Source organism: Heyndrickxia shackletonii (assembly GCF_001420715.1).
Classification (GTDB): domain Bacteria; phylum Bacillota; class Bacilli; order Bacillales; family Bacillaceae_C; genus Margalitia; species Margalitia shackletonii.
Genome location: NZ_LJJC01000004.1, coordinates 154,310 through 177,179 on the forward strand (window position 1 = coordinate 154,310; position 22,870 = coordinate 177,179).

Sequence of the window (22,870 nt, forward strand, 5' to 3'; positions counted from 1 at the left end):
TTATTGTCTCCAAAAAAAGGTTTGTTATGTAGGAATTACAAATGAAAAGGAATCACTCTCTCATTTGTAATTTGTATAATCTTATCCATACTTCAAAAAATAGAACAGTACTACTTATAAGGAGGAGAAAAGATGGATTTAACTCCGTATGATCCGTTTAGACATTTATCTAACATGAGAAAGGATTTTGATCGGTTGTTTTCAGATTTTCCAATGAACTTTGATAGAGAGCCTAATCTGGGAGGGATACGAGTAGACGTACATGAAACGGATAGTGAAGTGGTTGCCACTTGTGATATTCCGGGATTGGTGAAGAAGGAAGATGTAAACATCGAGATAGAAAACAATATTTTGATGATTAGTGGATCGATTAATCGAACAAATGAAGTAAAAGAGGAAAATATGCACAGGAAAGAAAGGTATGTTGGGCGTTTCCATCGTTCCGTTTCATTGCCAAGCCCTGTTTCGACAGAAGGTGTAAAAGCTTCTTATAAAAGTGGAGTGCTGGAAGTCCGAATGCCAAAATTAATGAAGGAAAACAACCGAAAAATTGATGTGGAATTTCATTAAGAAGAAAAGGCGCTATAGCTAGATAAGGACTAAGGTTACGATACTATCAAATTTTTATTGCAGAAGAAAAAGGCCAAAACTGGCCTTTTTTTGTCTCCTTTTATTCGCTCTCCTCAACCGGCATATTTTCAGCCGTTGTTGGTGCCATGTTCTCCTGAGTTCTTGGCTGCCCTCTCCAGAAGAAATCCCATGGGTTTCTTCTTTCTGGTTCAGTGTGGGCCGGCCTTTCTTGAATAATTTCAACTTCCTTTGCATGTATGACAAGCTTATCGACATGAATGACTTTTTCGTGTTTTTGCTTAGACATATTTCCCCTCCTTTACATCCCATTAATCTATTGGTATTCAATAAAAAATAATTGGTATGGGCAGAAATCCAGGGGGTTACCTAGAAAATGTTCAGGAAGTGGGTTCATGGAATAATGGAAAGTTAAGGGTAGACGGAAAATCAAAGTGATACACGCATGAAATTAATATCCACTGAATAATGTATCTAACCTATGCATAGGATTAAATAATTCTTAGATTTTGAGAAAGGGAAATGAAATATGAAGTTTGACTCTACACGAATCAATCTTAGTGATCTCATTATTGTTAACGCGGATCATTCCAGTACTATTTCTTTAGGGTCAACAGTCCAGGTAAATAAGGCTGCAAGTGCTAAAAAAAATCAGGCGATTGGACAGTTTTTATCAGATGGAAGTCCCCGGTTTTTTACCGTTAGTGAACTTATTGATGATGATATGACTGATTTTTCCAGTGAAAAGCAAACGGATATGGAGTAAAGGAATTTGTATCTGGGGATATTGACTAAGATTCGTTCATCAGGTACTTAACAAAAAAATTTAGTATTATAGCTAAGGAAAAAACGGCTCCGTTTTGAAAATAGGAGGTATAACATGAATTTTGCTCCAGTGGAGATAAACCTTCAAGTTTTTAAATTAAATGCAGTTGACCATGCCGCTACTGTGAATATGGGTTCTAGTCAACACATTGATTTATTCGTTTCTTATAAGAGAAATCAAGGAACCGGAGAACTGAATGGTGATTTCTCACCTGTTTTTTTTCCTATTACGACGGCTATTGATTGTGATTTTATCGATACCCCAACGGTAAAAAATAGCATACTATAGCTTATGGTCAAAAGGGAGGTATTTAAATGGTGTTTTTTACCCCTTTCGCACTCAATCTGCTTGCATTTAAAATTAATTCAGTTGATAATAATTCGGTTATTAATGTTGGGCCGGTTCAATTTATTGATCAATTTACTTCCTATAAGCGTAATCAAGGGTTTGGAGAACTAAACGGCGATTTGTCGCCGATAAATATACCGATTGATTACCTAGTTGATCCAGATGTAAGCGATAGCCCTTCTGTTAAAAATAGCATTGTATAAACGATATATATTTAGCAGGTGTATTTTTTTACACCTGTTTTTTGTTGTGGTTAGTTATATTGTTTCTTCTGATTGATATTTCTTTAAAGAACACCTGTAAAGCCTTTATTTTTATGTTGTTTAACACTGGAAGGGGAAATCGGGATCTATGCAGAATTTACATAATTGGAACATGTCATCACAAAGCACAAAATGACAGGAAGAAAAAATTTTCGGCCGTTAAGATAAATGTAAGGAGTGAGCAATATGACTTGGGTTGAATCATTGCAGAAGGCGATCGATTATATGGAAGAACATTTACTTGATTCCCTATCTATCGATAATATTGCCAAACAAGCAAATGTATCCGTGTTTCATTTTCAACGAACATTTGCTATCTTGACGGATACAACGGTAGGAGAGTATATACGGCGACGTCGTCTGACCCTTGCAGCTGAAGAATTGTCCAGAACAGATGAGAAAGTAATTGATTTAGCCTATAAATATGGCTACGACACTCCCGAGGCTTTCACGAAAGCTTTCCGTAGACAGCATGGTATCTCGCCAAGCGAAGTGCGAAAGGGGAAGGGGAAGCTGCAATCTTATAACCGCCTGACTATTCAGGTGAGTCTGAAAGGGGTAGAACCAGTGAAGTACAGTATTGTAGAAAAAGAAGCGTTTCAAGTAGTCGGAATCAAACGTGAGTATTCGGTGATGAACAATGAAAATCTTATTGAAATTCCTAAGTTATGGGAAGAAGTAAATTCAAATGGAACAGCGCGGTTATTGAACCAATTGAATAATGGTCCAGTTAAAGGTGTGCTTGGTGTTTGTGTAGATAAGAGTGATACAGATTCACGTAAGATTGATTACTGGATTGCTGCAGCACATGAAGGCGAGCAACCGGAGAAATTACTTCATCTCGAGATCCCTGCCTCTAAATGGGCTGTTTTTGAAGTAAACGGTCCAATGCCTGAAGCAATGCAAAAAACATGGGAGCGAATTTTTTCCGAATGGTTCCCTTCAAGCGGATACCGCCATGCGGGAACACCAGAATTAGAAGTGTATCCGGATGATGATGCATATCAGGATGATTATTATTCTGAAATTTGGATTCCGGTAAAATAGGGATACGAGCAGCAAATACTCTTTGTATAAACAAAGGGTATTTGCTTTTTTTGATCTTGAGGCGGACACCAGTTCCGCTATCTGTGACAAAATGGGCTTATTTTCGATGTTAGAGGACACAAAATCCGTTATTCGGTATAAATGCAGTGATTTTCATGCGTTTTTCCGTGAATAGCGGAACGTCTGTCCTGTAAACTCTTATAAATACCACTTTTGTCACAGATAAGGGAACCTCTGTCCGCTTAGCCCTGGGCTTTCCTCTTTTGTTTTCGTCTACAATCTCCCAAGCTCATTGTCCCAACGTTTTTTCACTGTATTTTCAGAACCAGTTTGATTTTGTATGAGGCTTCTGATGTTTGTCTTTTCCATTATTGTGATAGAATAATGAAATAGACATTATGTGAATCGAGGTCCTATTAAAATGCAAGTTAAAATAAACCGAAATGCCGCAAAAATCATGAATAAAATGTTAAATGACGAAGAATCAGAAGGCAAAATGCTCCGTGTTATCATTACCGAGGTTCACGGAGATCATGCACACTACGCTTTACAATTTGATCACCCAACGGAGCATGATGAAATTGTCAAAACGGATAAAGGCATCGATATCCTGTTGGACAAACGTGACGAAGAATACCTTGATGGTGTTTGGATCCAATTCTTCTTCGTTCCTCAAGAAGAATTCGTCATCACCAATCCCAAAAAAGGTCATGCTGGACACCATCACCACCATTAATGACTCGTATACAAAATGAAAAAGTGTCCTCGTGCAGCGGACACTTCTTCATTATTATACTTGTGGTGTTGGAGTTGGGTTAGCATATCCTTCCTTATATTTTTGATCAATTTCTTTTCGGATTTCTTTAATGGATTTTCCGTTATGATAATCTGTAATAGATTGTGCCGCGATTTCAAGGCATACATCGCAATTCACCCCATGGGAATCCCAAACTATACTGCCATTTTTCTTATTTTCCCTAACAAAACAATCATAATTATTTTTATGTCCCACACTTTTACCGCATCCGCAGTAACATGGAATCTTTTCAAGCAATTCCTTACTTGCAGCAGAGGCTTTATAAATAGATTTAATAGTATCTGTTTGGCCATTTAAAAAGGTAGGCAGTTCATTCATGGAAGAGGTTTCCTCCGCCAAATCTCCCGTTGATGCCTTATGGTCATCACTTACCGCACTTTTTTTATGATTCGAATTCGAGCAGCCCGCTGCGAAAATGAATAAAAGTAAAACTAGAATACTCACAAAATATCTTTTAATCATTTCATCACCTTCCCGTACTATTTATACAACTAACCTAATGTTAATTTTTCCTATAAATGTAATCAAGTGAATACATCATACTGACACATTAATTTCATATAACGGATTATATGACTATTTTTTTAATGAAAATGCCAAAAAAATATAGGGAATCTGCATTCGACGGTTCTTCCCGCATGTCGGAGGCTACATTGTGACCTTTGGACTTATCTTCTTTGCATATTCCACTGTTATTGGCTGGTCATACTATGGGGAAAAATGTGTAAGTTACCTATTTGGTGATCGTTCAGTATTTGTCTATCGTGTTATTTTTACAATAGCAGTCCTAATAGGTTCTGTTTCTAGCTTGAGTATCGTATGGGGAATATCCGATGTTTTCAACGATTTAATGGCTATTCCTAATCTAATCGCTCTCCTTATGCTTTCAGGTGTTATCGTATCAGAAACAAAGATTTTCGAGGATGTTCGTAAAAAAGAGAAAAGCAAAAGCAGGAACAATGTAAAAGAAGTCCCGATAAATACCTAAAATCAATGTAAAAAATTAGTCATCTTCCCTTAATGAATAAAAAAGAGAAGGTAGTTTATTTTTTTTGATATTTACAAGTCATTGGACTAGTCGTTATTTGTCGATATTGAATTCATACTTTTTTGAAATTTATGCTTGCATTGCCAAATATTGTTCCGTATAATAACGTTAATATTTCAATAGAATAGGAAAAACACCCTTTTAAAAACGATGAAGAGAAAAGTAAGATTTCAATATTTTTACACAGAGAGCTTCGGTAGCTGAAAAGAAGCAAAGAATAGAAATCTGAACAATGGCCTCTGAGTTTCGTGCTGAACGTATCTTTGATATCAGTAGGTTCCGACGAGATTTGGTACTCGTTATCAAAACCACAGTATAAAGAGTCATATTTTTTGCTGGCTTATGTACTTGTTGAGGCTGTATGTGCGAGCATGCAGTGAAGTAAGGTGGTACCACGTTGATTCCAACCACGTCCTTATCATTTATTGATAATGGCGTGGTTTTTTATTTTTATACAAATATCTAAACGTAAATGGAGGAATACGACAATGGCAAAACATTTAGTTCTTCAAACAGACTTTGGTACATGTGATGGTGCAGTCAGTGCAATGTACGGTGTTGCGTTATCCGTAGATTCAGGCATTACTATTTTTGACTTAACACATGAAATTCCGCAATACAATATATGGGAGGGTTCTTATCGTCTCTATCAAACGATTTCGTATTGGCCGGAAGATACAGTCTTTGTTTCTGTCGTCGATCCTGGGGTAGGTTCGGACAGATTAAGTATTGTAGTCAAAACCGCTGACAACCATTATATTGTTACACCGGATAATGGAAGCATTACGCATATCAAACAGAATATTGGGATTGTTGAGGCACGTGAAATAGATGAAACGGTTAACCGTTTGCCAAACTCAGGAGAATCGTACACATTTCATGGCCGAGATGTCTATGCATACACGGGTGCCCGCTTGGCGGCAAATATTATTTCTTTTGAGGAAGTTGGCCCCGTTGTAAATGTGGATGACCTTGTTGAATTGCCTTTAACTGATCCTACCCTTACGGAAGATCTCATTTCTGGTACTATCGATATTTTAGATGTTCGCTTTGGCAACCTTTGGACAAATATAAGCAGAGAATTATTTGAAAAAGCAGGAATATCATATGGCGATTCCTTACAAGTAACCATCGATAATAATACTCGCCAAGTTTATAAAAATATTATGACCTTTGGCCGTTGTTTCGCTGATACCCATTTAGGTGAACCACTGCTTTATGTAAATTCACTCGATAATTTAGGGGTGGCGATTAATCAAGGATCATTTGCTAAAGCGTATCATATTTCCACAGGTGTGAATTGGAAAATTACTATTCGCAAAGTCCCGAAAATCAGCTATAATTAGGAATCAAATGTTTGAAAAATAAAAAAATTAGGAGAGGAAGTATAGATGAAAAGAAAAGGACTATCTGTTAAAACGATTGTTGCAATCGGTATAGGAGCGGCTGTTTTTGCTGTATTAGGAAGGTTCGCGTCCATCCCGAGTGGTATAGCTAATACTTCTATTGAAACTTCATATGCCTTTCTAGCGTTAATGTCTATTGTTTTTGGACCAATTGCAGGAGGATTGATTGGATTAATTGGTCACGCGCTTAAAGATGCTATTTTCTATGGATCTGTTTGGTGGAGTTGGGTAATTGTTTCCGTATTTGTTGGATTTTTTATTGGTCTAGTGTCTAAAAAAATCAATATTGAATCTGGTGTCTTTAGAGTAAAACAAATTGTGACATTTAACCTTATTCAAGCTATTGTTCAAGCAATAGGTTGGTTCCTCATTGCGCCATCATTAGACGTCTTAATTTATGCAGAACCATCTCATAAAGTTTACACGCAAGGTTTAGTTGCGGGTATTTCAAATATTATAACTGTTGGTGTAATTGGGACGGTTTTATTACTTGCCTATGCAAAAACGCGCAGCAAAACAGGAAGTCTGACAAAAGATATGTAATGAAATAGAGATAGTATTATAGGGAGTACATTAATGAAAAAAGGTATTATTTCTTTTAAAAACTTTACTTTTAAATACAGAAGTCAAGCAGAACCTACTCTTCATGATATTAATTTAACGATATTTGAAGGAGAAAAAGTATTAATTGTCGGTCCTTCAGGTTCTGGAAAAAGTACACTGGCTCATTGCATCAATGGGCTTGTTCCCTTTTCTTATAGTGGTGAAATAAAAGGCAGTCTGAAAATAAAAGAGAGGGAAACAAAGGAATTAGATTTATTCACCATATCTAAAATGGTTGGCACAGTCTTGCAGGATCCAGACGGGCAATTTATTGGGTTGTCTGTAGCAGAAGATATTGCTTTTGCTCTCGAAAACGACTGTATTTCACAAGAGAAGATGGAGAAGCAAGTAGCGGATGTTTCCAGATTAATCGACATGGAGAATTATTTAGAAGCTTCGATTCATGAACTATCAGGAGGGCAAAAGCAGCGTGTTGCACTTGGCGGAGTAATGGTAGATCAGGTGGAGATTCTCTTGTTCGACGAGCCTTTGGCAAATTTAGACCCTGCAACTGGAAAACATGCAATCGAATTGATTGATCGGATCAAAAGAGAAACCAATACAACGGTAATTATTGTGGAACACCGCCTAGAGGATGTTTTACACCAGGATGTAGATCGAATTATTGTGATGAATGAGGGACGTATTGTAAGTGATACAACGCCAGATGAATTATTAGCTTCACAAATATTAGAAGAAAATCATATTCGGGAGCCTTTGTATGTAAAGGCCTTGAAATATGCTGGTTGTACTATTACAAAGGATATGCATCCCGCCTATTTGGAACGTTTAGATATCCATTCATGTAAAGAGAAATTACAGAAATGGTTTGAGAAAACAAACATGCCAAATAGTCCAGATAAACCCCTTCCTATATTAGAGGCGGAGAATCTTACATTTGGCTACCATGCAGGTAAAAACACACTGCAGGGAATATCCTTCTCCATTCAAAAAGGAGAGATGGTTAGTATTGTTGGAAAAAATGGTGCAGGGAAATCAACTTTGTCCAAACTAATCTGCGGTTTTGAAAAAGTACGGTCCGGAAGAATTCTTTTGAATGGAAAGGAAATCACAAAGGATACCATTAGAGAGCGATCGGAAAGAATTGGGATGGTCATGCAAAATCCGAATCAAATGATATCGAAGCATATGATTTTTGATGAGGTTGCGTTAGGGCTTGTGATGCGTGGTGTACCGCTAGAAGAGATTATAGAGCGGGTCGAAAAAACACTGAAAGTATGCGGATTGTATCCGTTTCGCAATTGGCCCATTTCCGCATTAAGCTTTGGGCAGAAGAAACGAGTAACGATCGCATCGATTTTAGTTTTACAGCCGGAAATTCTAATACTGGATGAGCCGACTGCTGGACAAGATCTTCGAGCGTATACAGATATCATGGAATTTTTAGTAGAGTTAAATCAGCAAGGGGTAACCATTTTGATGATCACTCACGATATGCATTTGATGCTAGAGTATACACCAAGAGCACTTGTGATTGCAGACGGAAAACTCATTGCAGATGATTCTGCATCTCATGTCCTTACTAATAAACAAATTATTGAAAAAGCAAATTTGAAGGAAACATCATTATATGATTTAGCGGTTCGCGCGGAAATTCCAGAACCTCAGGATTTTGTTGCGAGATTTATCACTTACGATAAGGAGGTAAGGAAGACATGGCAGTAGAGATGCTTTCCTATATTAAACGTTCATCACCTGTTCATGAACTTTCAGGTGCGACCAAACTAATCCTCTTTATCATGTGGTCTTCGGCAGCCATGCTTACATATGATACCCGTGTATTATTATTCTTATTAGTAATAAGTATTGCTATTTTCATTGTTTCAAAGATTCACCTTCGAGAGGTTTCCTTTGTTCTATTCTTTATTTTATTTTTTCTATTCTTAAATAATATCGCTATTTATCTTTTTTCCCCGCAAGAGGGCGTGAAGATATATGGAACTAGTCATGTGTTATTTGATATTGCAAGTAGATATAATGTGACGCTGGAGCAGCTATTTTATCAGTTTAATATTACGATAAAATATTTTGTGGTCATTCCAGCGGCATTGCTATTTATTGTAACAACACATCCGAGTGAGTTTGCAGCTTCTTTAAATAGAATAGGAGTTCCTTATAAAATTGCGTACGCCGTTTCCATTGCCCTGCGCTATATTCCGGATATTCAGAGGGATTTTCGGAATATCGCGCAATCTCAACAAGCACGCGGGATTGACTTATCAAAGAAGGAAAAGCTTTTCAAGCGGATAAAAAATGCATCTTCGATTATTATCCCGTTAATTTTATCGAGCTTGGATCGTATCGAAGTGATTACGAATGCAATGGAATTGCGAGGCTTTGGAAAAAATAAAAGACGTACCTGGTATAGTAGGAAGCCTTTTAAACGTGCGGATTATATTACTATCGTTTCGGGTGCATGTATCTTAGGTGCTGCTTTGTTTATTACCTTTCATGATGGTAATCGTTTTTATAATCCGTTTGTAAAATAGCCTGTGTTCTAGTGCGAGTGAAGCTTTTAGCTTCACTCATTTTCTATTCTCTCTTCGTGGTTTGCTGTTTTAAGGTTTTTGTGTGCAATAAGAAAGAATAATAACTTCTCCATAAGTCATCATTCTTCTCGTCCTTTGTTTGAATCCTTTTTAAAGATCATTTGCTTCATTCCAAGCTTTTTCATCTCTAAATCATGAAATTTTTCATATGGAAAACGTGAAGGATTGCACTGATATTTGCATACGTTTCTTGACTATAATAGCAATATAAAGAAGAGCAGAAATAAAATAGAAAGGTTGAGGTTCAAATGCAAACAATAATAACATTTGGAATCATGGCTATTATTATAGGATTAATCATTTTGATAAAAGTGAAAAGAGGGGGGCGTCCGATTAAAGGGAATGGATTTAGCATTCTTGCTCCCATGTTGTTTTTAAGTATTGTATTTACGTTAAGTATTAGTCAGCTAATGCATATACCAGGAAAACCATTTCACTTACCTGCATTTTGGGAAATGCTAATTGCCGGCATTCTTGGTATTTTGTTCGGAGTAATAATGCTAACTCAAACATCCTATGAGATAAGAGAAGATGGACTCGTATATTCAAAACGAAATAAAAATTTTAAATATGTAATTATAGCTCTTATTGCGATTCGTATTGCTTTAAGCCAATATTTTAAAACCTTGGATTATATTGAGTTTACCGTCTTAACGATGGAACTAGCCTTTATTTATATAGCAGTTTGGAGAATTGGCAGCTTCGTTAAATTTCGGAAAGTATGTGCGGGTGATCTAAAAGTGGAAACAATTTAATATACAGAAAAAACTGTGTGAACTCACACAGTTTTTTACTTTTTCCATAGTAAACTATAGCGACAAAATAGAAATATAAGAACATCCCCGATACACGCGAGAAGAAATACGATTTCCGAATGCGCCAGTGCCGATATCCAGCCGGCTCCATGCATACCTAGTTTAAACATTGACCTGGTAATTCCGCTGATTTCCCCAATTAATGGAGGTGGTGTTGACTCTTGGCGAAAAGTGAATTATAAAAATATCTGGATTAATCGTTAATAATATAAAAGCTTTACCTCTTAAATTATCTTTGAAATAATGATGGGTAATAGGGATTGGAAGAAGGGGAAATCGTATGATAAAAATAGTCATTGCCGATCATGATGACTTTGAGGCAAAGGGAATACAGTGGCTGGTGGAGTCTTCTGTTTCCAATGTAAGTATAAAAGTGGCTACAAGTTTAAGCGAAACGATATTGGCACTTGAACAAGATCCCCCTGCCATATTGGTATATGATATGAATATTGGAAGTTCAGAATCCTTGACAAGACTATTGAAAATTCATGAGCCAGCTATGATTTGTTTGACGATGGAAGCAACCTATGAGACTGCTAAAAAAGCAATCGATATTGGAACAAAATACTTATTATTAAAGCCCTTTTCCCCTCAAGAGTTATTAAATTATATAAATAATTTAATACGAGAGCAGCATCGTAAACGACAAAGAAATGCTATTCATCCTCATCCGGAAATAAAACAAGAGGTTATGTACGAAGAATTGTTTATGATGGTAAAAAAGCAAGCAAAATCATATGTGTTTATTGCTTTTCAGCCGGAAAATACCAGTACCATACCCACCTTGAATCAATTTTTAAAGGATTACATCTTTCCGGTTTCTCCTATTATATTTCCGTTGAGTGATATGCTGCTTTGTTTATTTAAGGATGCAGCAGATGTGAATTGGAGTGAAAGATGTAAACGATTTATGCTTGATTGGGAACAGGAACAAAAAGAGCCTGTCTCTATTATTATCAATCATGATCAATACTCGGGGAGATCCATTCATGAAAGATATAGTCAAACAAAAAAGATGACCGAGGTAACCTTTTTTATTGGATATCGGCAAGTACTGGAATTTGAAAGTCCATTGAAATGGGCTTTTATTGATCCCTTTTTGACACCGAGTGAACAGAAGCAATGGATAAGCTTTTTAAACGAAGGTAATAAAGAGGGAATATCTCAATTTTTAACGAGTGAATTTTTACAGTTTCATGAACCGTATCCCGACCCGGGGTTACTGCGGATTCGCTTAACAAGTATTCTTGCACAAATTCGCCGTCATATGAAATCTGCAAATCTAGATTCCAATTCATACGAGAAGGAGTACCTGGATATATTTGATACCATTCTATATAATCCTTTAATTTATCGTATTGTACAAAAGCTCATTATTTTCACTTCGAAACTGGTTGATGCTGTTCGCGAAAAAAGTAAAAGTGACCATCTGGAGCTTATTGATAAATGCCTCCATTATATGGAACTTCACTTTTGGAAACCTGAGTTTGATTTAAATGAATTGTCTCGTTATGTAGGAAGAAATTCTACTTATTTAAGTCATCTGTTTGTGGAAAAAACATCGAGCACATTCCGCGAAAGCTTAACACAATTAAGAATTAAAGAGGCGAAAAGATTACTGGAAGAAACGGAATTAGCCATTAAAGAGATTGCGTCGTTAACTGGCTTTCAAAATCAGCATTACTTTTCAAGAGTTTTTAAAAAAGTGGTAGGAAAAGCACCGAAGGAATATCGGATGGAACACTGATAAGAAAAACAGGGCTGTTGCTAACAGCCCAGGAAATATTTAAAAATAGTCCCACGTAAAATCTACCGATAATATTCCAACGGGGTCTTCTATTATAGCAGGTAAAGGTTTAGTTGCAAGCTCCGGTTTACGAAAACAAGCAAGTTGCTCATAGTAACCGAACATTCTGCAAATTTCTGGCCTTACATCATGAATACCGCATTTATCATTATCTAAATCATAAAATATACATGTTCCCAAAAGTCTGGTTTGATTTTCAAGATTCGATCGCAGCTTTTTTGGCATGTTTTTAACCTTTCGTTTTATTTTTGTTAATTCTTTTCCCGTGATTGGGACAGGTCCACAACAAAGCCCTCTGCATCCTTTGCAAGGTAATGTATCCACACTATCTCCTCCCAAAAAAACAAGTTAAAAGAAATTTATCATATAGTAAGCTAGTAATCAACGGGTAAATATTCTATCATAACATAAAAATATTTATTTGTCAATATTTAATTGATTGCTCATTCCAAGAAAGTAAAAATTCGTTGTTAGATTGAATAAGTATAAAAATATAGATTAAGTATAAATAAATGAGCAATTTATTATAAAGATAGCCTAAAAAATGTTGAATAAATATAAGAAATCAAATATTTTTTAAAAACTTTCCTGAATATTTTATTTATATAATAAGAGTAGGAAACAATCAAAAGTAGATTTGGAGGGCATAGAAATGAAAACGGATACAAAGAGAGAGGTTATTAATTACTCAGGCACTGAATTACATGCAAAAGGTTGGGTTCAAGAAGCGGCATTACGTATGCTAATGAACAATTTAAATAAGGATGTGGCGGAGCGTCCTGAAGATTTAGTTGTGTATGGCGGGATCGGAAAAGCTGCCCGTAACTGGGATTGCTATGATGCGATTGTGAAAACATTACATGAGTTGGAATCGGATGAAACGCTTTTAGTTCAATCGGGTAAGCCTGTTGCTGTATTTAAAACACACACAGATGCACCGCGAGTATTAATTGCAAACTCCAACATTGTACCGGCATGGGCAAATTGGGATACCTTCCATGAGTTGGACAAAAAAGGCTTAATGATGTATGGCCAGATGACAGCTGGTAGCTGGATTTATATTGGCAGCCAAGGAATTGTTCAAGGAACATATGAAACATTTGCTGAAGCAGGAAAACAACATTTCGGCGGATCGTTAAAGCAAACTATTACGGTTACAGCGGGACTCGGCGGCATGGGCGGAGCACAACCACTTGCTGTAACAATGGCAGAAGGAGTATGTATTGCGATAGAGGTAGATGAAACAAGAATTGATCGCCGTATAGAAACGCGTTATCTAGATACCAAAACGGATTCCTTAGAAGAAGCCATCCGTCTAGCGAAAGAAGCGAAAGCGGAAGGGAAAGCATTGTCTATTGGATTATTAGGGAATGCAGCTGAAATTTTACCAAAGATGATTGAGATTGGGTTCATTCCAGATGTGCTAACCGATCAAACCTCTGCACACGATCCATTAAATGGCTATGTTCCAGTTGGTTATAGCTTAGAAGCGGCAGCTGAATTACGTAAGGAAAATCCAGTTGAATATGTGAAAAAATCCAAAGCTAGCATGGCAGAGCATGTGAAGGCAATGCTTGTCATGCAAGAAAAAGGTGCTGTTACATTTGATTATGGAAACAATATTCGCCAAGTAGCAAAGGATGAAGGAGTAGAAAACGCTTTTAACTTCCCAGGCTTTGTTCCAGCATATATTCGTCCGCAATTTTGCGAAGGAAAAGGTCCTTTCCGTTGGGTAGCATTATCAGGAGATCCTGAAGATATCTATAAAACAGATGAGGTTATCCTTCGTGAATTCAGCTACAACACCCATTTATGTAACTGGATTAAGATGGCCCGTGAAAAGATTCAATTTCAAGGACTTCCGGCACGTATTTGCTGGTTAGGCTACGGAGAACGTGCTCGTTTCGGAAAAATCATAAATGATATGGTGGCAAGCGGAGAGTTAAAAGCTCCTATCGTAATCGGCCGCGACCATCTAGACTCCGGTTCCGTTGCTTCACCAAACCGTGAAACGGAAGGCATGAAGGATGGCAGTGATGCAGTAGCAGATTGGCCGATTTTGAATGCGATGATCAATGCGGTTGGTGGTGCAAGCTGGGTATCTGTACACCATGGCGGCGGTGTTGGTATGGGATATTCGTTACATGCAGGGATGGTTATCGTTGCAGATGGTACAAAGGAAGCGGAAAAACGTCTTGAACGCGTGCTAACAACAGACCCTGGAATGGGTGTTGTCCGTCATGTGGATGCAGGTTATGACTTAGCGATTAAAACAGCGGAGGAAAAAGGTATCCATATTCCAATGCTGCGTTCGAAATAATTTTAGCGGAGGTACCACAAATGTCTGAAAAACCAATTTTTATCCAACATGCAAATGAATTGATTACGGTAAAAGGCGGTTCGGAAAAGCCTTTAACAAAAGAGGCGATGAACGAGCTTCATATACTCCAGGATGGAGCACTTTGGTTAGAGGATGGGAAGATTCAAGCTGTTGGGAAGACGGAAGAACTGAACGAGAAGTACTCCAGTCGTATTTCGGAAGCAACAGTAGTTGATGCGAGTGGAAAAATTGTGATGCCGGGTCTTGTTGACCCGCATACACATCTTGTTTATGCGGGAAGTCGTGAAAATGAATTTAATATGCGCTTAAATGGTGCGACCTATATGGAAATCATGAATAATGGCGGCGGTATTCATGCTACTACATCGAGGACTCGTTCGGCTTCACCAGAGGAGCTTTATTCGGAAAGTATGAAGCGCCTGGATTCCTTTTTAAAGCACGGCGTAACAACAGTTGAGGCAAAAAGCGGATACGGGCTTGATTGGGAAACAGAGAAAAAACAGCTGGAAGTAGCAAAACGTTTAAATGATGATCACGTGATCGATGTTGTTCGCACATTTATGGGAGCTCATGCAGTTCCAGGAGAATATAAGGAAAACCCGGATGAATTTGTGAGAATCGTAATCGAAGAGATGCTTCCTCTAGTTGCTGCTGATAGTTTAGCAGAGTTTAATGACGTTTTTTGCGAAAGAGGCGTTTTTACACCTGAACAAAGCCGTTTGATATTGGAAGCTGGTAAAAAGCACGGGCTTATTCCGAAGATTCATGCCGATGAAATTGAGCCATACGAAGGGGCAGAATTAGCGGCAGAGGTAGGAGCTATTTCTGCTGATCATTTGTTAAGGGCATCTGACCAAGGCATTAAAAGAATGGCGGAACAAGGGGTAATTGGGGTATTACTGCCGGGTACGGCGTTCTTCTTAATGGCGGATTCTGCACGGGGACGGAAAATGATTGATGAAGGTGTTCCGGTTGCGCTATCAACAGATTGTAACCCTGGTTCATCCCCGACCACTTCTTTGCCTTTTATTATGAATCTGGCATGCATGAAAATGGGAATGACTCCTGCAGAAGCTATTACGGCAACTACTATAAATGCTGCGCATGCAATCAATCGCTCGAAAGAAATTGGCAGTTTAGAAGTTGGCAAGAAAGCGGATGTTGTCATTATGAATGTGCCAAATTATATGCAGCTGCAATATCATTATGGAATGAATCATACAGATACCGTTATTAAGTCCGGAAAAATCGTGGTAGAGAGTGGTCAGCTATGTTAAATAAAATAAGTGAATTACCGATCGAAACTCCAGCTTTTTCTTGGAAAAAGGCCGTTTGGGGGCAGGATTTAAAGGTGAATGAATGGATTCAATCTATTCACCATTTAAATGAAGAGGAAGGGGGAAAGCACTGGGATGCAGTAATGATGGGAGTTCCAATTTCCAGATCATCGATTAGTGCATCCGGTGCATCTGAATTTCCGGAGAGTTTTAGACGCGCTTGGAAAGGGTTCAATACGTATAATCTTGATGAAGAAGTGGATTTAAGGGAATTGTCCGTTGTCGATGTCGGTGATGTGAAAATGCACTTCACAGATATCCTATTAAGCCACCAAAATATTAAAGACGCTTTCCATGGGCTAACAAAGGAATTTTCAGGTTCCATCCCAGTTAGCATCGGTGGAGATCACTCGATTACCGCGATGCTTGTGAAAGGCTGGAAGGAAACCTATCCTAATGAGGAAATCGGGATCTTACAGTTTGATACTCATTTTGATTTACGTGATTTAAAGGACCATGGTCCAACAAACGGGACACCAATCCGTAACTTGATTGAAAGCGGAACAATCAAGGGAGAAAATGTATTTAATATTGGTTTACACGGTTTCTTTAATGCACCATCATTAGTGGAATGTGCAAAGGAATATGGCGTGAATTACATTACATTAAAGAAAGTGCGAAAAAATGGTGTGAAAGAAACGGTTGAGCAAGCGCTGCATACTTTAGCGGGGAAAGTAGACCGCATTTATCTGACTTGTGATATGGATGTCTTAGATATTGCTTATGCACCGGGTGTCCCAGCCTCCACACCCGGTGGAATGAGGACAGATGAACTGTTTGAGGCAGTCTATACTGCTGGTCTTCATCCAAAAGTTGGAGCTATGGATATTGTTTGCTTGGATCCAATGCGGGACGGAGTCGTACAACCTACTGTAAAAGCCGGAACACATGTGTTTTTGTCGTTTATGACTGGATTAGCTATGCGGAAGAAATAGGACATATAAAACAATGGAAAGGTCTAATTCCAATACGGATTTAGGCCTTTTTACTGCTGTTTTATATAGATATATAGAAAGAGGGATTTTTAGAATGGGGCCATCTTGTAAAAGGGCCTTATTTTTCTGTTTAAGCCGTTTTAGAGGGAATTGATAGAATTCCCTATTAAAACAGATTTTTAAAGCCTGTATAGTACCTTAAAACGCGCTGAAAAACGTCAAAAAACCTTATTAAATAGCGGTTTTTGGTGTAAAAATATGCTATAATAATAGAAGGGATACATCAATGAATGATAAGGATGAATAATAGTAGTTCCTTTATTAATGAACATTACTAATAAGGGAAGGAGGGAACTTCTGCATTTTTATATTACCATAAAAAGTAAAATATGCAAATGAATGGAATATATTGATAAGTGAGGTTGAGCTATGTCAATAAATATTATGATTTTAATTATCGCTGCTGTTTTTATTGGTGCCTTGATGAGAACTATGTTCGGGTTCGGGGAAGCAATCGTTAGTATGCCGCTGCTTGCACTACTGCCAATTTCATTAAATACATCTGTTTCCCTGATTGGATTGGCTGGACTTACTGTTGCTGCTTTAACCGTTGCCAGCGGATGGCGTCATATAGAACGGCCAGTCCTAATTAGACTCGCAATTACCACGGTGATTGGAATCCCGATAGGTCTGCTCATGCTCAGGTTTACACCGGCAAATGTCATTACAACTGGACTAGGCGTTTTCCTAATAGCTTACGGATGTTACTCGATATTAAAGAAAAAGCTTTTAAAAGGGCTGGATCGTCCATTACTAAATGCGGGAGGCTGGGTTTTACCATTTGGATTTGCTTCTGGTGCCCTTGGCAGTGCCTATAACTTCAATGGTGTACCGGTTGTTATATATGGAACATTACGCCGTTGGAATCCAGAGCGTTTCAGAGGAACATTGCAGGCTCATTTTTTGATATCTGGCGTACTGGTTGTATCCGGGCATGCTTTGGGCGGCTTATGGACGAAGGATTTGTTAACTCTGTATGCTTTCTCTATTCCGGCAATATTGTTAGCTATTATAATAGGAAAATATTTTAATAAAAAAATCCCAGCTGCGAAATTTGAAAACTCTTTATTTATCATCATAGTTGCGCTAGGGATATTGCTGCTTTTTCCGCATGGTAGGTACTGAAGTACGTGAAGAAAATCGGTAAGCGGACAATGGATCCGTTATTTTATTAAAATGCCGCTAATTTAAGGGTTAAGCGGACACAGATTCCGTTATTTAATTAAATACACAGGAAAATCACTGTTTTTTAGTAGAATAACGGAACCTATGTCCGCGAACAGTAAGAATTATCTCGTTTTGTCCATAATAACGGAACTGGTGTCCGCCAAGCGCGAAATGAAATTATTAATTGCTGTATTGTTCTTTTATTTGCTTATTGCTTTATTCATTGATTTTTCCTCTTTTACAAAAAGTTATAATAAAAATGAAATCTCCAACGCTCAAGACCGTCTAATTATAAATAGTGTTTTGGAAGGGAGGACCTTCAGTGGATAAGGAACGAATAATAGAAGATTTATTCCGAAAGTACAACTCCTATATTTATCATTTCCTAGTTTATTACACGCAAAGCACAGATGTTGAGGACCTTGTTCAGGAGAGTTTTTTAAAAGCGTTAAAAGGTATTCAACAATTTGAAGGCAGGGCAGATCCGAAAACATGGCTTGTTTCCATTGCCCGACGTGTTGCCATTGATCATCACCGCAGAAAGCAAAAGCTACCTCACCTACCAGACAACATGTTACAACTTATCCCATCTAATCAACTGCACCTAGAGGAGTATTTAATCCGTCAAGAAGAAATCCAACTAATCTACAAGGCAATAAACGAATTGAAAAAGAAGGACCGAGACGTTCTGATTTTAAGAGGAATCATGGATCTATCGGTATCAGAAACAGCTGAAGTATTGGGCTGGACGAAGAATAAAGTAAATTTGACATTACACCGCGCATTAAAAAAGCTTCAACTGCAATCAAAAGAATGGAAGGAGGAGCGGGATTATGGAATTCAATAAGGAGGAGGAATATAAGCTCTCCCTATTACGGTCCATGCCAAAGCAGCAATTACAGCCTGTCCAACAAGAAAAAATCCTCCATCAATTGCGTCTTGCTGCGAGAGTGAATAAAAGAGACCTTGATTATAGCGGCATTTTCAGAAAGCTAGCCGTTGCAGTTGCAATATGTCTAGTTGTTTTCATCCCTATTTTGTTAATAGTATCCCACCACCCGACTAAGCCCGCTCATACACCGAAACCAATCCAAAAGGAACATTGGCAGGTAAGTCCAACGTTTGATCTGTTGGATCGTGATGGCTCTATTGTGTATAAAAATCGGGTACGCGGAATCAAAGGGAAAATCGGTTTTCTGGATACTGAATTTATTGCAAAAGACCCGCGGGCAGGAGCCAAAATGTTTTGGTATGTTTGGGGTGACCCGGACAAATTGATAAACAAGGAATTAAAAGCAACAGCCACACATGAGGGAACAGGTGAAAAATTCGTCGTCAACGAAACAGAAATTCAAGGGCCGGTGTATGGAGAAGATGCAAGTGCATTGACTACCTTTAAGCCCTTTCCTAAAAAGGGTTTGTGGAAAATCGATGTTTCCATCGATGGTCATCCATACGGATCTATCGTAGTGAATGTGAAAGCACCTAATATTACGACAAAAACGTCACAATTTAATTTATCAAGAGATGATGTGAAAGTTGGATTATCAAAGGATATTAGCTTAGAAGTGAAAGGTGAGAAAAAGGAATCCATCATCAATGTGGAAGCCTCCTATATAAAGGATAAAAATCATATGTTAAGTTTTCCTTATATTCAGTATGCCCCCTTCAACTATTCAAACGGAGACACCTATACAGAATACATGGGGAAACTTAAACTTGATAAACCAGGCATGTGGAAAATCACCGTCCTTGGGGAGAGTACGATTGTGGATGTGAAGAATTAAGAAGGTTTTTTACAGTTATTGTCCCTTGTGTTAAAGTAACTTTAAGACAATTTTGACAAAGGGAGTAGTTTGGTGAAAACTAGGGTAAATGAATTATTTATATATTTTTTTGAGGAACCGAATGTTGTATTTGTTTATAGAATTAGATCTCCTCGATATGTAACTGCAAGTAACCTTTTACACAATGGGGGATGGGAAACATTTGAATTAGCCGATGGGGAAGCATTCGAGACGTTCCACCATGAAGAACGTAAACCGTTGGAAGGCCGAGGTTATTTTATCAATCAAGAAGGCATCCAGATGATGGTGGAAAAAATAAATGAACAAATTCACATTCTCCGCAGCAAAACATTAAATGGAAACACAGGTGCCTACCACCTTATTAGCTCAGAATCTGCTGCTGGATCCCTAAGAGTAGGGTTGGAAAGGCCAAAAACGGTTATTGGGTTTCCTGGTTTTGCTAACATTGGCCCGATTTTGAATTTGGAAGGAAAAACAGGTCGTACCAATCGATATGAATGGTTTTTGGAAAATATAAATTTTCCCTTCGAGGATGCTTGGTACGAAAATCATTTTTCCAATACTCTTTATGAGATAGAGGATATTCCGGAGCATGCCCCTATTCACATCTGGTATGCCAATAATGCTGAGGAACAAACTTTCCTTCGTTTTGTCCTGTATTTATTGAAGAATAAACAAAATGATGTTTTCCTTCATAACTCTTTTGAATTGTATCTTGCTTATAAAATCCCCCCAGAAAATGTGGAGTACTATTCCATACATTCAGGTGGTATTTCACCTGAACATTTTAAGTTTATTTTTCAAAAAGAAAAAACAGCAGCCCCTTTATCCTTAGAAGAAAGAGAGAAGTTTCACCAAGAATGGGAAGAGCTTTCGAAAACAACGGGAGTTTTACGTGTCTGGATAGATGAAAAAATACAAACGGTGCCTGAAGATTATTTTGATACATTCATATTAAATTCTTTGAAGGAACTTCATCGCGAAAAAGGAGAAGACGAATTTATCAAGACTAATAGACTGATTGGGTATATGCTGGGAGAATTAGAAGAACCAATTGGCGACTCTTTTTTGGAGTATAGAATTCGCCATTTAATCTACAGCGGAAAGTTTGATTTAAAAGGGATACCGAAATCGATGCATCATTATAGTGTTAGATTAAGGAAATAAGTTTGCTGTTCAGCTTTTAGGAAGCTGAGCTTATTTTTATATATAATAATATATAAAAGAGATTGGAGGGGTATTTCGTTGAAAAGAATAGCTATTGATATGGATGAGGTAATGGCTGATTTCATCCCTAAACAACTAAAAATCTATAATCGGGATTATAACGAGAATCTAACTATTGATGATTTAAAGGGAAAAAAGTTGAGAGAGTTGCGCCCTCATATAAAGGAAGAACTCAGAAAGTATTTTCTGGATCCTACTTTTTTTCGGGATTTGGAGGTTATGAAGGATAGTCAAGAAGTGATAAAAGAACTAAGTAAATCATACGAAATATTTATTACAACAGCAGCAATGGAGGTTCCGGCATCTTTTACTGCCAAGTATGAATGGTTGAAGGAGCATTTTGGCTTTTTAAATGATATGAATTTTGTGTTTTGCGGGGATAAAAGCATCATACATGCGGATTATCTGATTGATGACAATGCAAGGCATTTTAACCGTTTTATGGGACAAGGAATACTATTTACTGCTCCGCACAATATCAATGTCACAGGTTACGTTCGAGTAAATAATTGGCAAGATGTCAGGAAGTATTTTTTAGGGTAGAAGTGTCAAAACAAAAAGCTTCGGTTGCACACCGAAGCTTAATTTCTCTATATTATATGTGCTTTGCACCGACATAAAGCGGTTTCCAATATGGATTGCTCAATGTCGTAATAGAAACACCCTTTGAAGAAGAAGCGTTAATAAACTTTCCGCTGCCAAGATAGATTCCGACATGTGATGGTTTTGCTGCTTTACTTTGAGCGAAAAATACTAAATCTCCAGCTTGTAAAGTTTTTGAACGAGTTCCCTTATGAAACATATCCGCTGCTGTTCTTGGGAGTGCTACGCCAGCTTTTCCGTAAGAATATTTTACAAGACCTGAACAATCAAATCCTGATGGACTTGTGCCGCCCCAACGATATGGAACACCAAGATTACTTTTTGCAACAGAAATCGCCTTAGTGTTGTAAGACGCAGCTTCTGCGTTTAGACCTTTTGCTGAAAATCCAAAAGTAAGCGCGGCTGCTATTACTACAGTAGAGATGACCTTTTTTATCATGCTGTTGAACCTCCTGATGTTGTTTGTTATCTCTACTATACAAGTATTTGCATAACCGCGTCTTCACAGGGGGTTTACAGTTATATTACATAATGTGACAGAGTTTGACACCGATTCTAAATGTTCTGATAAATAGTTGCTTTTTGAAAGATTTGATACACATTTGTAAGAAGTTAAAAAAAGTCAAATAAAAAAGACCAAACCATCAAGGCTTGATCCGTGTATCTTAGTATCCTTTTGTTTGCTCAATCCAATTAATATAATTTTCCACAACGGAATCGATGAATTGGATTGTAGCCTCATCTACCAGTTCTCCTGTTTCATCTATTTTGCTTTGAATCGCACCGATAAATACTTCGTTTCCAGGTAAAGTGAGAGCAGAGACACCAGGTGAATTCATAATTTGGCGAAGATGCATTTGAGCGCGCACTGTACCTAATACTCCGCCTGATCCGCCAGCAATCATTACTGGTTTGTGTACCAATACTCTATCTACCCTTGAGAACCAATCAATCGCATTTTTTAATACAGCCGGAATAGAATGATTGTATTCAGGTGTAACAATGAGAACACCATCACTTTCAAGCACTTTAGCTTTGATGTCTTTTACAATTGCAGGTGGTTCAAGCTCATCGTCCTGATTGTACATAGGAAGCTCTTCAATTGGCAAAATTTCAATATCCAGTTTACCTTGATAGCGCTTTTGCATATATAAAGCAAGCTTTTTATTATAGGATTCTTTACGATTACTTCCAACTAATGCTACTATTTTCATTTGAAATTCCCTCCTGTTGATTCGATTACAAAAAGTAACT

Annotated in this window: 26 protein-coding genes and 1 other annotated feature; of the genes, 21 read left to right on the top strand and 5 right to left on the bottom strand. The window is 37.7% G+C overall.

The window, feature by feature from the left end:
- Nucleotides 1-132 precede the first annotated feature (132 nt).
- Nucleotides 133-570, top strand: coding sequence for an Hsp20/alpha crystallin family protein (locus AN964_RS00810; protein ID WP_055737901.1), 438 nt, complete (start codon nt 133-135; stop codon nt 568-570).
- A gap of 100 nt (nt 571-670) precedes the next feature.
- Here AN964_RS00810 and AN964_RS26605 read toward each other — a convergent pair whose 3' ends face one another.
- Nucleotides 671-877 carry a hypothetical protein gene (locus tag AN964_RS26605; RefSeq protein ID WP_055737902.1) on the bottom strand — a complete coding sequence of 69 codons (207 nt, stop codon included), beginning with the start codon at nt 875-877 and terminating at the stop codon, nt 671-673.
- 240 nt (nt 878-1,117) lie between these two features.
- Between AN964_RS26605 and AN964_RS00820 the strand changes: the two genes are divergently transcribed.
- The 5 genes from AN964_RS00820 (at nt 1,118) to AN964_RS00840 (ending at nt 3,808) form a co-directional block, all read left to right on the top strand.
- Entirely contained in the window at nt 1,118-1,354 is a 237-nt protein-coding gene (locus AN964_RS00820) for a hypothetical protein (protein ID WP_055737903.1), read from the top strand.
- A gap of 114 nt (nt 1,355-1,468) precedes the next feature.
- On the top strand, nt 1,469-1,702 hold the full coding sequence (locus AN964_RS00825) for a hypothetical protein (protein WP_055737904.1): 234 nt from the start codon (nt 1,469-1,471) through the stop codon (nt 1,700-1,702).
- A 26-nt stretch (nt 1,703-1,728) separates the two neighbouring features.
- Nucleotides 1,729-1,965 (top strand): spore germination protein, encoded by a 237-nt coding sequence (locus AN964_RS00830; RefSeq protein WP_187356703.1) that lies wholly within the window; start codon nt 1,729-1,731, stop codon nt 1,963-1,965.
- Nucleotides 1,966-2,211: 246 nt separating this feature from the next.
- Complete coding sequence (locus tag AN964_RS00835) at nt 2,212-3,072, top strand: AraC family transcriptional regulator (protein ID WP_055737905.1); 861 nt, start codon at nt 2,212-2,214, stop codon at nt 3,070-3,072.
- Nucleotides 3,073-3,493: 421 nt separating this feature from the next.
- Complete coding sequence (locus AN964_RS00840; RefSeq protein ID WP_055737906.1) at nt 3,494-3,808, top strand: iron-sulfur cluster assembly accessory protein; 315 nt, start codon at nt 3,494-3,496, stop codon at nt 3,806-3,808.
- Nucleotides 3,809-3,862: 54 nt separating this feature from the next.
- On the opposite strand, the gene AN964_RS00845 is transcribed toward AN964_RS00840, so the two are convergent.
- Nucleotides 3,863-4,351: a PCYCGC motif-containing (lipo)protein gene (locus AN964_RS00845; protein WP_055737907.1), complete on the bottom strand. Its 489-nt coding sequence runs from the start codon at nt 4,349-4,351 to the stop codon at nt 3,863-3,865.
- A gap of 157 nt (nt 4,352-4,508) precedes the next feature.
- On the opposite strand from AN964_RS00845, the gene AN964_RS00850 reads away from it, so the two are divergent.
- The 7 genes from AN964_RS00850 to AN964_RS00880 all read left to right on the top strand — a co-directional run bounded on the left by AN964_RS00850 (nt 4,509) and on the right by AN964_RS00880 (nt 12,078).
- Nucleotides 4,509-4,877, top strand: a complete 369-nt coding sequence (locus AN964_RS00850; RefSeq protein ID WP_280513075.1) for an alanine:cation symporter family protein — start codon at nt 4,509-4,511, stop codon at nt 4,875-4,877.
- A gap of 201 nt (nt 4,878-5,078) precedes the next feature.
- Nucleotides 5,079-5,357 (top strand) — a binding site (T-box leader).
- Nucleotides 5,358-5,425: 68 nt separating this feature from the next.
- Nucleotides 5,426-6,283 (top strand): SAM hydrolase/SAM-dependent halogenase family protein, encoded by an 858-nt coding sequence (locus AN964_RS00855; RefSeq protein WP_055737909.1) that lies wholly within the window; start codon nt 5,426-5,428, stop codon nt 6,281-6,283.
- A 45-nt stretch (nt 6,284-6,328) separates the two neighbouring features.
- Nucleotides 6,329-6,886 carry an ECF-type riboflavin transporter substrate-binding protein gene (locus AN964_RS00860; RefSeq protein ID WP_055737910.1) on the top strand — a complete coding sequence of 186 codons (558 nt, stop codon included), beginning with the start codon at nt 6,329-6,331 and terminating at the stop codon, nt 6,884-6,886.
- Between the two features lie 33 nt (nt 6,887-6,919).
- Nucleotides 6,920-8,632, top strand: coding sequence for an ABC transporter ATP-binding protein (locus AN964_RS00865; RefSeq protein ID WP_055737911.1), 1,713 nt, complete (start codon nt 6,920-6,922; stop codon nt 8,630-8,632).
- The gene (locus AN964_RS00870; protein WP_055737912.1) at nt 8,623-9,456 is read left to right on the top strand and encodes an energy-coupling factor transporter transmembrane component T family protein; all 834 of its coding nucleotides are present in this window, start codon (nt 8,623-8,625) and stop codon (nt 9,454-9,456) included. The genes AN964_RS00865 and AN964_RS00870 overlap by 10 nt, the downstream gene beginning before the upstream one ends.
- A 308-nt stretch (nt 9,457-9,764) precedes the next feature.
- The gene (locus tag AN964_RS00875) at nt 9,765-10,271 is read left to right on the top strand and encodes a CcdC protein domain-containing protein (protein WP_055737913.1); all 507 of its coding nucleotides are present in this window, start codon (nt 9,765-9,767) and stop codon (nt 10,269-10,271) included.
- Nucleotides 10,272-10,611: 340 nt separating this feature from the next.
- A complete protein-coding gene (locus AN964_RS00880; protein WP_055737914.1) occupies nt 10,612-12,078 on the top strand; it encodes an AraC family transcriptional regulator in 1,467 nt (488 codons plus the stop codon).
- Nucleotides 12,079-12,117: 39 nt separating this feature from the next.
- On the opposite strand, the gene AN964_RS00885 is transcribed toward AN964_RS00880, so the two are convergent.
- Nucleotides 12,118-12,462, bottom strand: a complete 345-nt coding sequence (locus AN964_RS00885; RefSeq protein ID WP_055737915.1) for a YkgJ family cysteine cluster protein — start codon at nt 12,460-12,462, stop codon at nt 12,118-12,120.
- Between the two features lie 328 nt (nt 12,463-12,790).
- Here AN964_RS00885 and hutU point away from each other — a divergent pair, with 328 nt between their 5' ends.
- From hutU to AN964_RS00925, 8 genes are all read left to right on the top strand, one after another.
- Entirely contained in the window at nt 12,791-14,458 is a 1,668-nt protein-coding gene (hutU, locus tag AN964_RS00890; protein WP_055737916.1) for a urocanate hydratase, read from the top strand.
- Between the two features lie 20 nt (nt 14,459-14,478).
- Nucleotides 14,479-15,756, top strand: coding sequence for an imidazolonepropionase (gene hutI, locus AN964_RS00895; protein ID WP_055737917.1), 1,278 nt, complete (start codon nt 14,479-14,481; stop codon nt 15,754-15,756).
- Nucleotides 15,750-16,751: an agmatinase family protein gene (locus tag AN964_RS00900; protein ID WP_055737918.1), complete on the top strand. Its 1,002-nt coding sequence runs from the start codon at nt 15,750-15,752 to the stop codon at nt 16,749-16,751. The genes hutI and AN964_RS00900 overlap by 7 nt, the downstream gene beginning before the upstream one ends.
- A gap of 429 nt (nt 16,752-17,180) precedes the next feature.
- The gene (locus tag AN964_RS00905; protein WP_055737919.1) at nt 17,181-17,936 is read left to right on the top strand and encodes a sulfite exporter TauE/SafE family protein; all 756 of its coding nucleotides are present in this window, start codon (nt 17,181-17,183) and stop codon (nt 17,934-17,936) included.
- A 364-nt stretch (nt 17,937-18,300) separates the two neighbouring features.
- Nucleotides 18,301-18,825, top strand: coding sequence for an RNA polymerase sigma factor (locus AN964_RS00910; protein WP_055737920.1), 525 nt, complete (start codon nt 18,301-18,303; stop codon nt 18,823-18,825).
- Nucleotides 18,812-19,765 (top strand): DUF4871 domain-containing protein, encoded by a 954-nt coding sequence (locus tag AN964_RS00915; protein WP_055737921.1) that lies wholly within the window; start codon nt 18,812-18,814, stop codon nt 19,763-19,765. The genes AN964_RS00910 and AN964_RS00915 overlap by 14 nt, the downstream gene beginning before the upstream one ends.
- Before the next feature lie 72 nt (nt 19,766-19,837).
- Nucleotides 19,838-20,953 carry a DUF1835 domain-containing protein gene (locus AN964_RS00920; RefSeq protein WP_055737922.1) on the top strand — a complete coding sequence of 372 codons (1,116 nt, stop codon included), beginning with the start codon at nt 19,838-19,840 and terminating at the stop codon, nt 20,951-20,953.
- 78 nt (nt 20,954-21,031) lie between these two features.
- Nucleotides 21,032-21,556, top strand: coding sequence for a 5' nucleotidase, NT5C type (locus AN964_RS00925; RefSeq protein WP_055737923.1), 525 nt, complete (start codon nt 21,032-21,034; stop codon nt 21,554-21,556).
- A 52-nt stretch (nt 21,557-21,608) separates the two neighbouring features.
- On the opposite strand, the gene AN964_RS00930 is transcribed toward AN964_RS00925, so the two are convergent.
- Both AN964_RS00930 and AN964_RS00935 read right to left on the bottom strand, forming a co-directional pair.
- Nucleotides 21,609-22,055 carry a C40 family peptidase gene (locus tag AN964_RS00930; RefSeq protein ID WP_055737924.1) on the bottom strand — a complete coding sequence of 149 codons (447 nt, stop codon included), beginning with the start codon at nt 22,053-22,055 and terminating at the stop codon, nt 21,609-21,611.
- Between the two features lie 226 nt (nt 22,056-22,281).
- Nucleotides 22,282-22,830, bottom strand: coding sequence for an NADPH-dependent FMN reductase (locus AN964_RS00935; protein ID WP_055737925.1), 549 nt, complete (start codon nt 22,828-22,830; stop codon nt 22,282-22,284).
- Between the last annotated feature and the right edge of the window lie 40 nt (nt 22,831-22,870).

What these genes read in the sequence shown, in the direction of transcription:
- AN964_RS00870 (WP_055737912.1), top strand. Translation starts at nt 8,623, where the DNA reads ATGGCAGTAGAGATGCTTTCCTATATTAAACGTTCATCACCTGTTCAT.
- AN964_RS00860 (WP_055737910.1), top strand. Translation starts at nt 6,329, where the DNA reads ATGAAAAGAAAAGGACTATCTGTTAAAACGATTGTTGCAATCGGTATA.
- AN964_RS00830 (WP_187356703.1), top strand. Translation starts at nt 1,729, where the DNA reads ATGGTGTTTTTTACCCCTTTCGCACTCAATCTGCTTGCATTTAAAATT.
- AN964_RS00820 (WP_055737903.1), top strand. Translation starts at nt 1,118, where the DNA reads ATGAAGTTTGACTCTACACGAATCAATCTTAGTGATCTCATTATTGTT.
- AN964_RS00825 (WP_055737904.1), top strand. Translation starts at nt 1,469, where the DNA reads ATGAATTTTGCTCCAGTGGAGATAAACCTTCAAGTTTTTAAATTAAAT.
- hutI (WP_055737917.1), top strand. Translation starts at nt 14,479, where the DNA reads ATGTCTGAAAAACCAATTTTTATCCAACATGCAAATGAATTGATTACG.
- AN964_RS00845 (WP_055737907.1), bottom strand. Translation starts at nt 4,351, where the DNA reads ATGATTAAAAGATATTTTGTGAGTATTCTAGTTTTACTTTTATTCATT.
- AN964_RS00905 (WP_055737919.1), top strand. Translation starts at nt 17,181, where the DNA reads ATGTCAATAAATATTATGATTTTAATTATCGCTGCTGTTTTTATTGGT.
- AN964_RS00900 (WP_055737918.1), top strand. Translation starts at nt 15,750, where the DNA reads ATGTTAAATAAAATAAGTGAATTACCGATCGAAACTCCAGCTTTTTCT.
- AN964_RS00865 (WP_055737911.1), top strand. Translation starts at nt 6,920, where the DNA reads ATGAAAAAAGGTATTATTTCTTTTAAAAACTTTACTTTTAAATACAGA.
- AN964_RS00840 (WP_055737906.1), top strand. Translation starts at nt 3,494, where the DNA reads ATGCAAGTTAAAATAAACCGAAATGCCGCAAAAATCATGAATAAAATG.
- AN964_RS00810 (WP_055737901.1), top strand. Translation starts at nt 133, where the DNA reads ATGGATTTAACTCCGTATGATCCGTTTAGACATTTATCTAACATGAGA.
- hutU (WP_055737916.1), top strand. Translation starts at nt 12,791, where the DNA reads ATGAAAACGGATACAAAGAGAGAGGTTATTAATTACTCAGGCACTGAA.
- AN964_RS00835 (WP_055737905.1), top strand. Translation starts at nt 2,212, where the DNA reads ATGACTTGGGTTGAATCATTGCAGAAGGCGATCGATTATATGGAAGAA.
- AN964_RS26605 (WP_055737902.1), bottom strand. Translation starts at nt 877, where the DNA reads ATGTCTAAGCAAAAACACGAAAAAGTCATTCATGTCGATAAGCTTGTC.
- AN964_RS00915 (WP_055737921.1), top strand. Translation starts at nt 18,812, where the DNA reads ATGGAATTCAATAAGGAGGAGGAATATAAGCTCTCCCTATTACGGTCC.
- AN964_RS00855 (WP_055737909.1), top strand. Translation starts at nt 5,426, where the DNA reads ATGGCAAAACATTTAGTTCTTCAAACAGACTTTGGTACATGTGATGGT.
- AN964_RS00935 (WP_055737925.1), bottom strand. Translation starts at nt 22,830, where the DNA reads ATGAAAATAGTAGCATTAGTTGGAAGTAATCGTAAAGAATCCTATAAT.
- AN964_RS00880 (WP_055737914.1), top strand. Translation starts at nt 10,612, where the DNA reads ATGATAAAAATAGTCATTGCCGATCATGATGACTTTGAGGCAAAGGGA.
- AN964_RS00930 (WP_055737924.1), bottom strand. Translation starts at nt 22,055, where the DNA reads ATGATAAAAAAGGTCATCTCTACTGTAGTAATAGCAGCCGCGCTTACT.
- AN964_RS00875 (WP_055737913.1), top strand. Translation starts at nt 9,765, where the DNA reads ATGCAAACAATAATAACATTTGGAATCATGGCTATTATTATAGGATTA.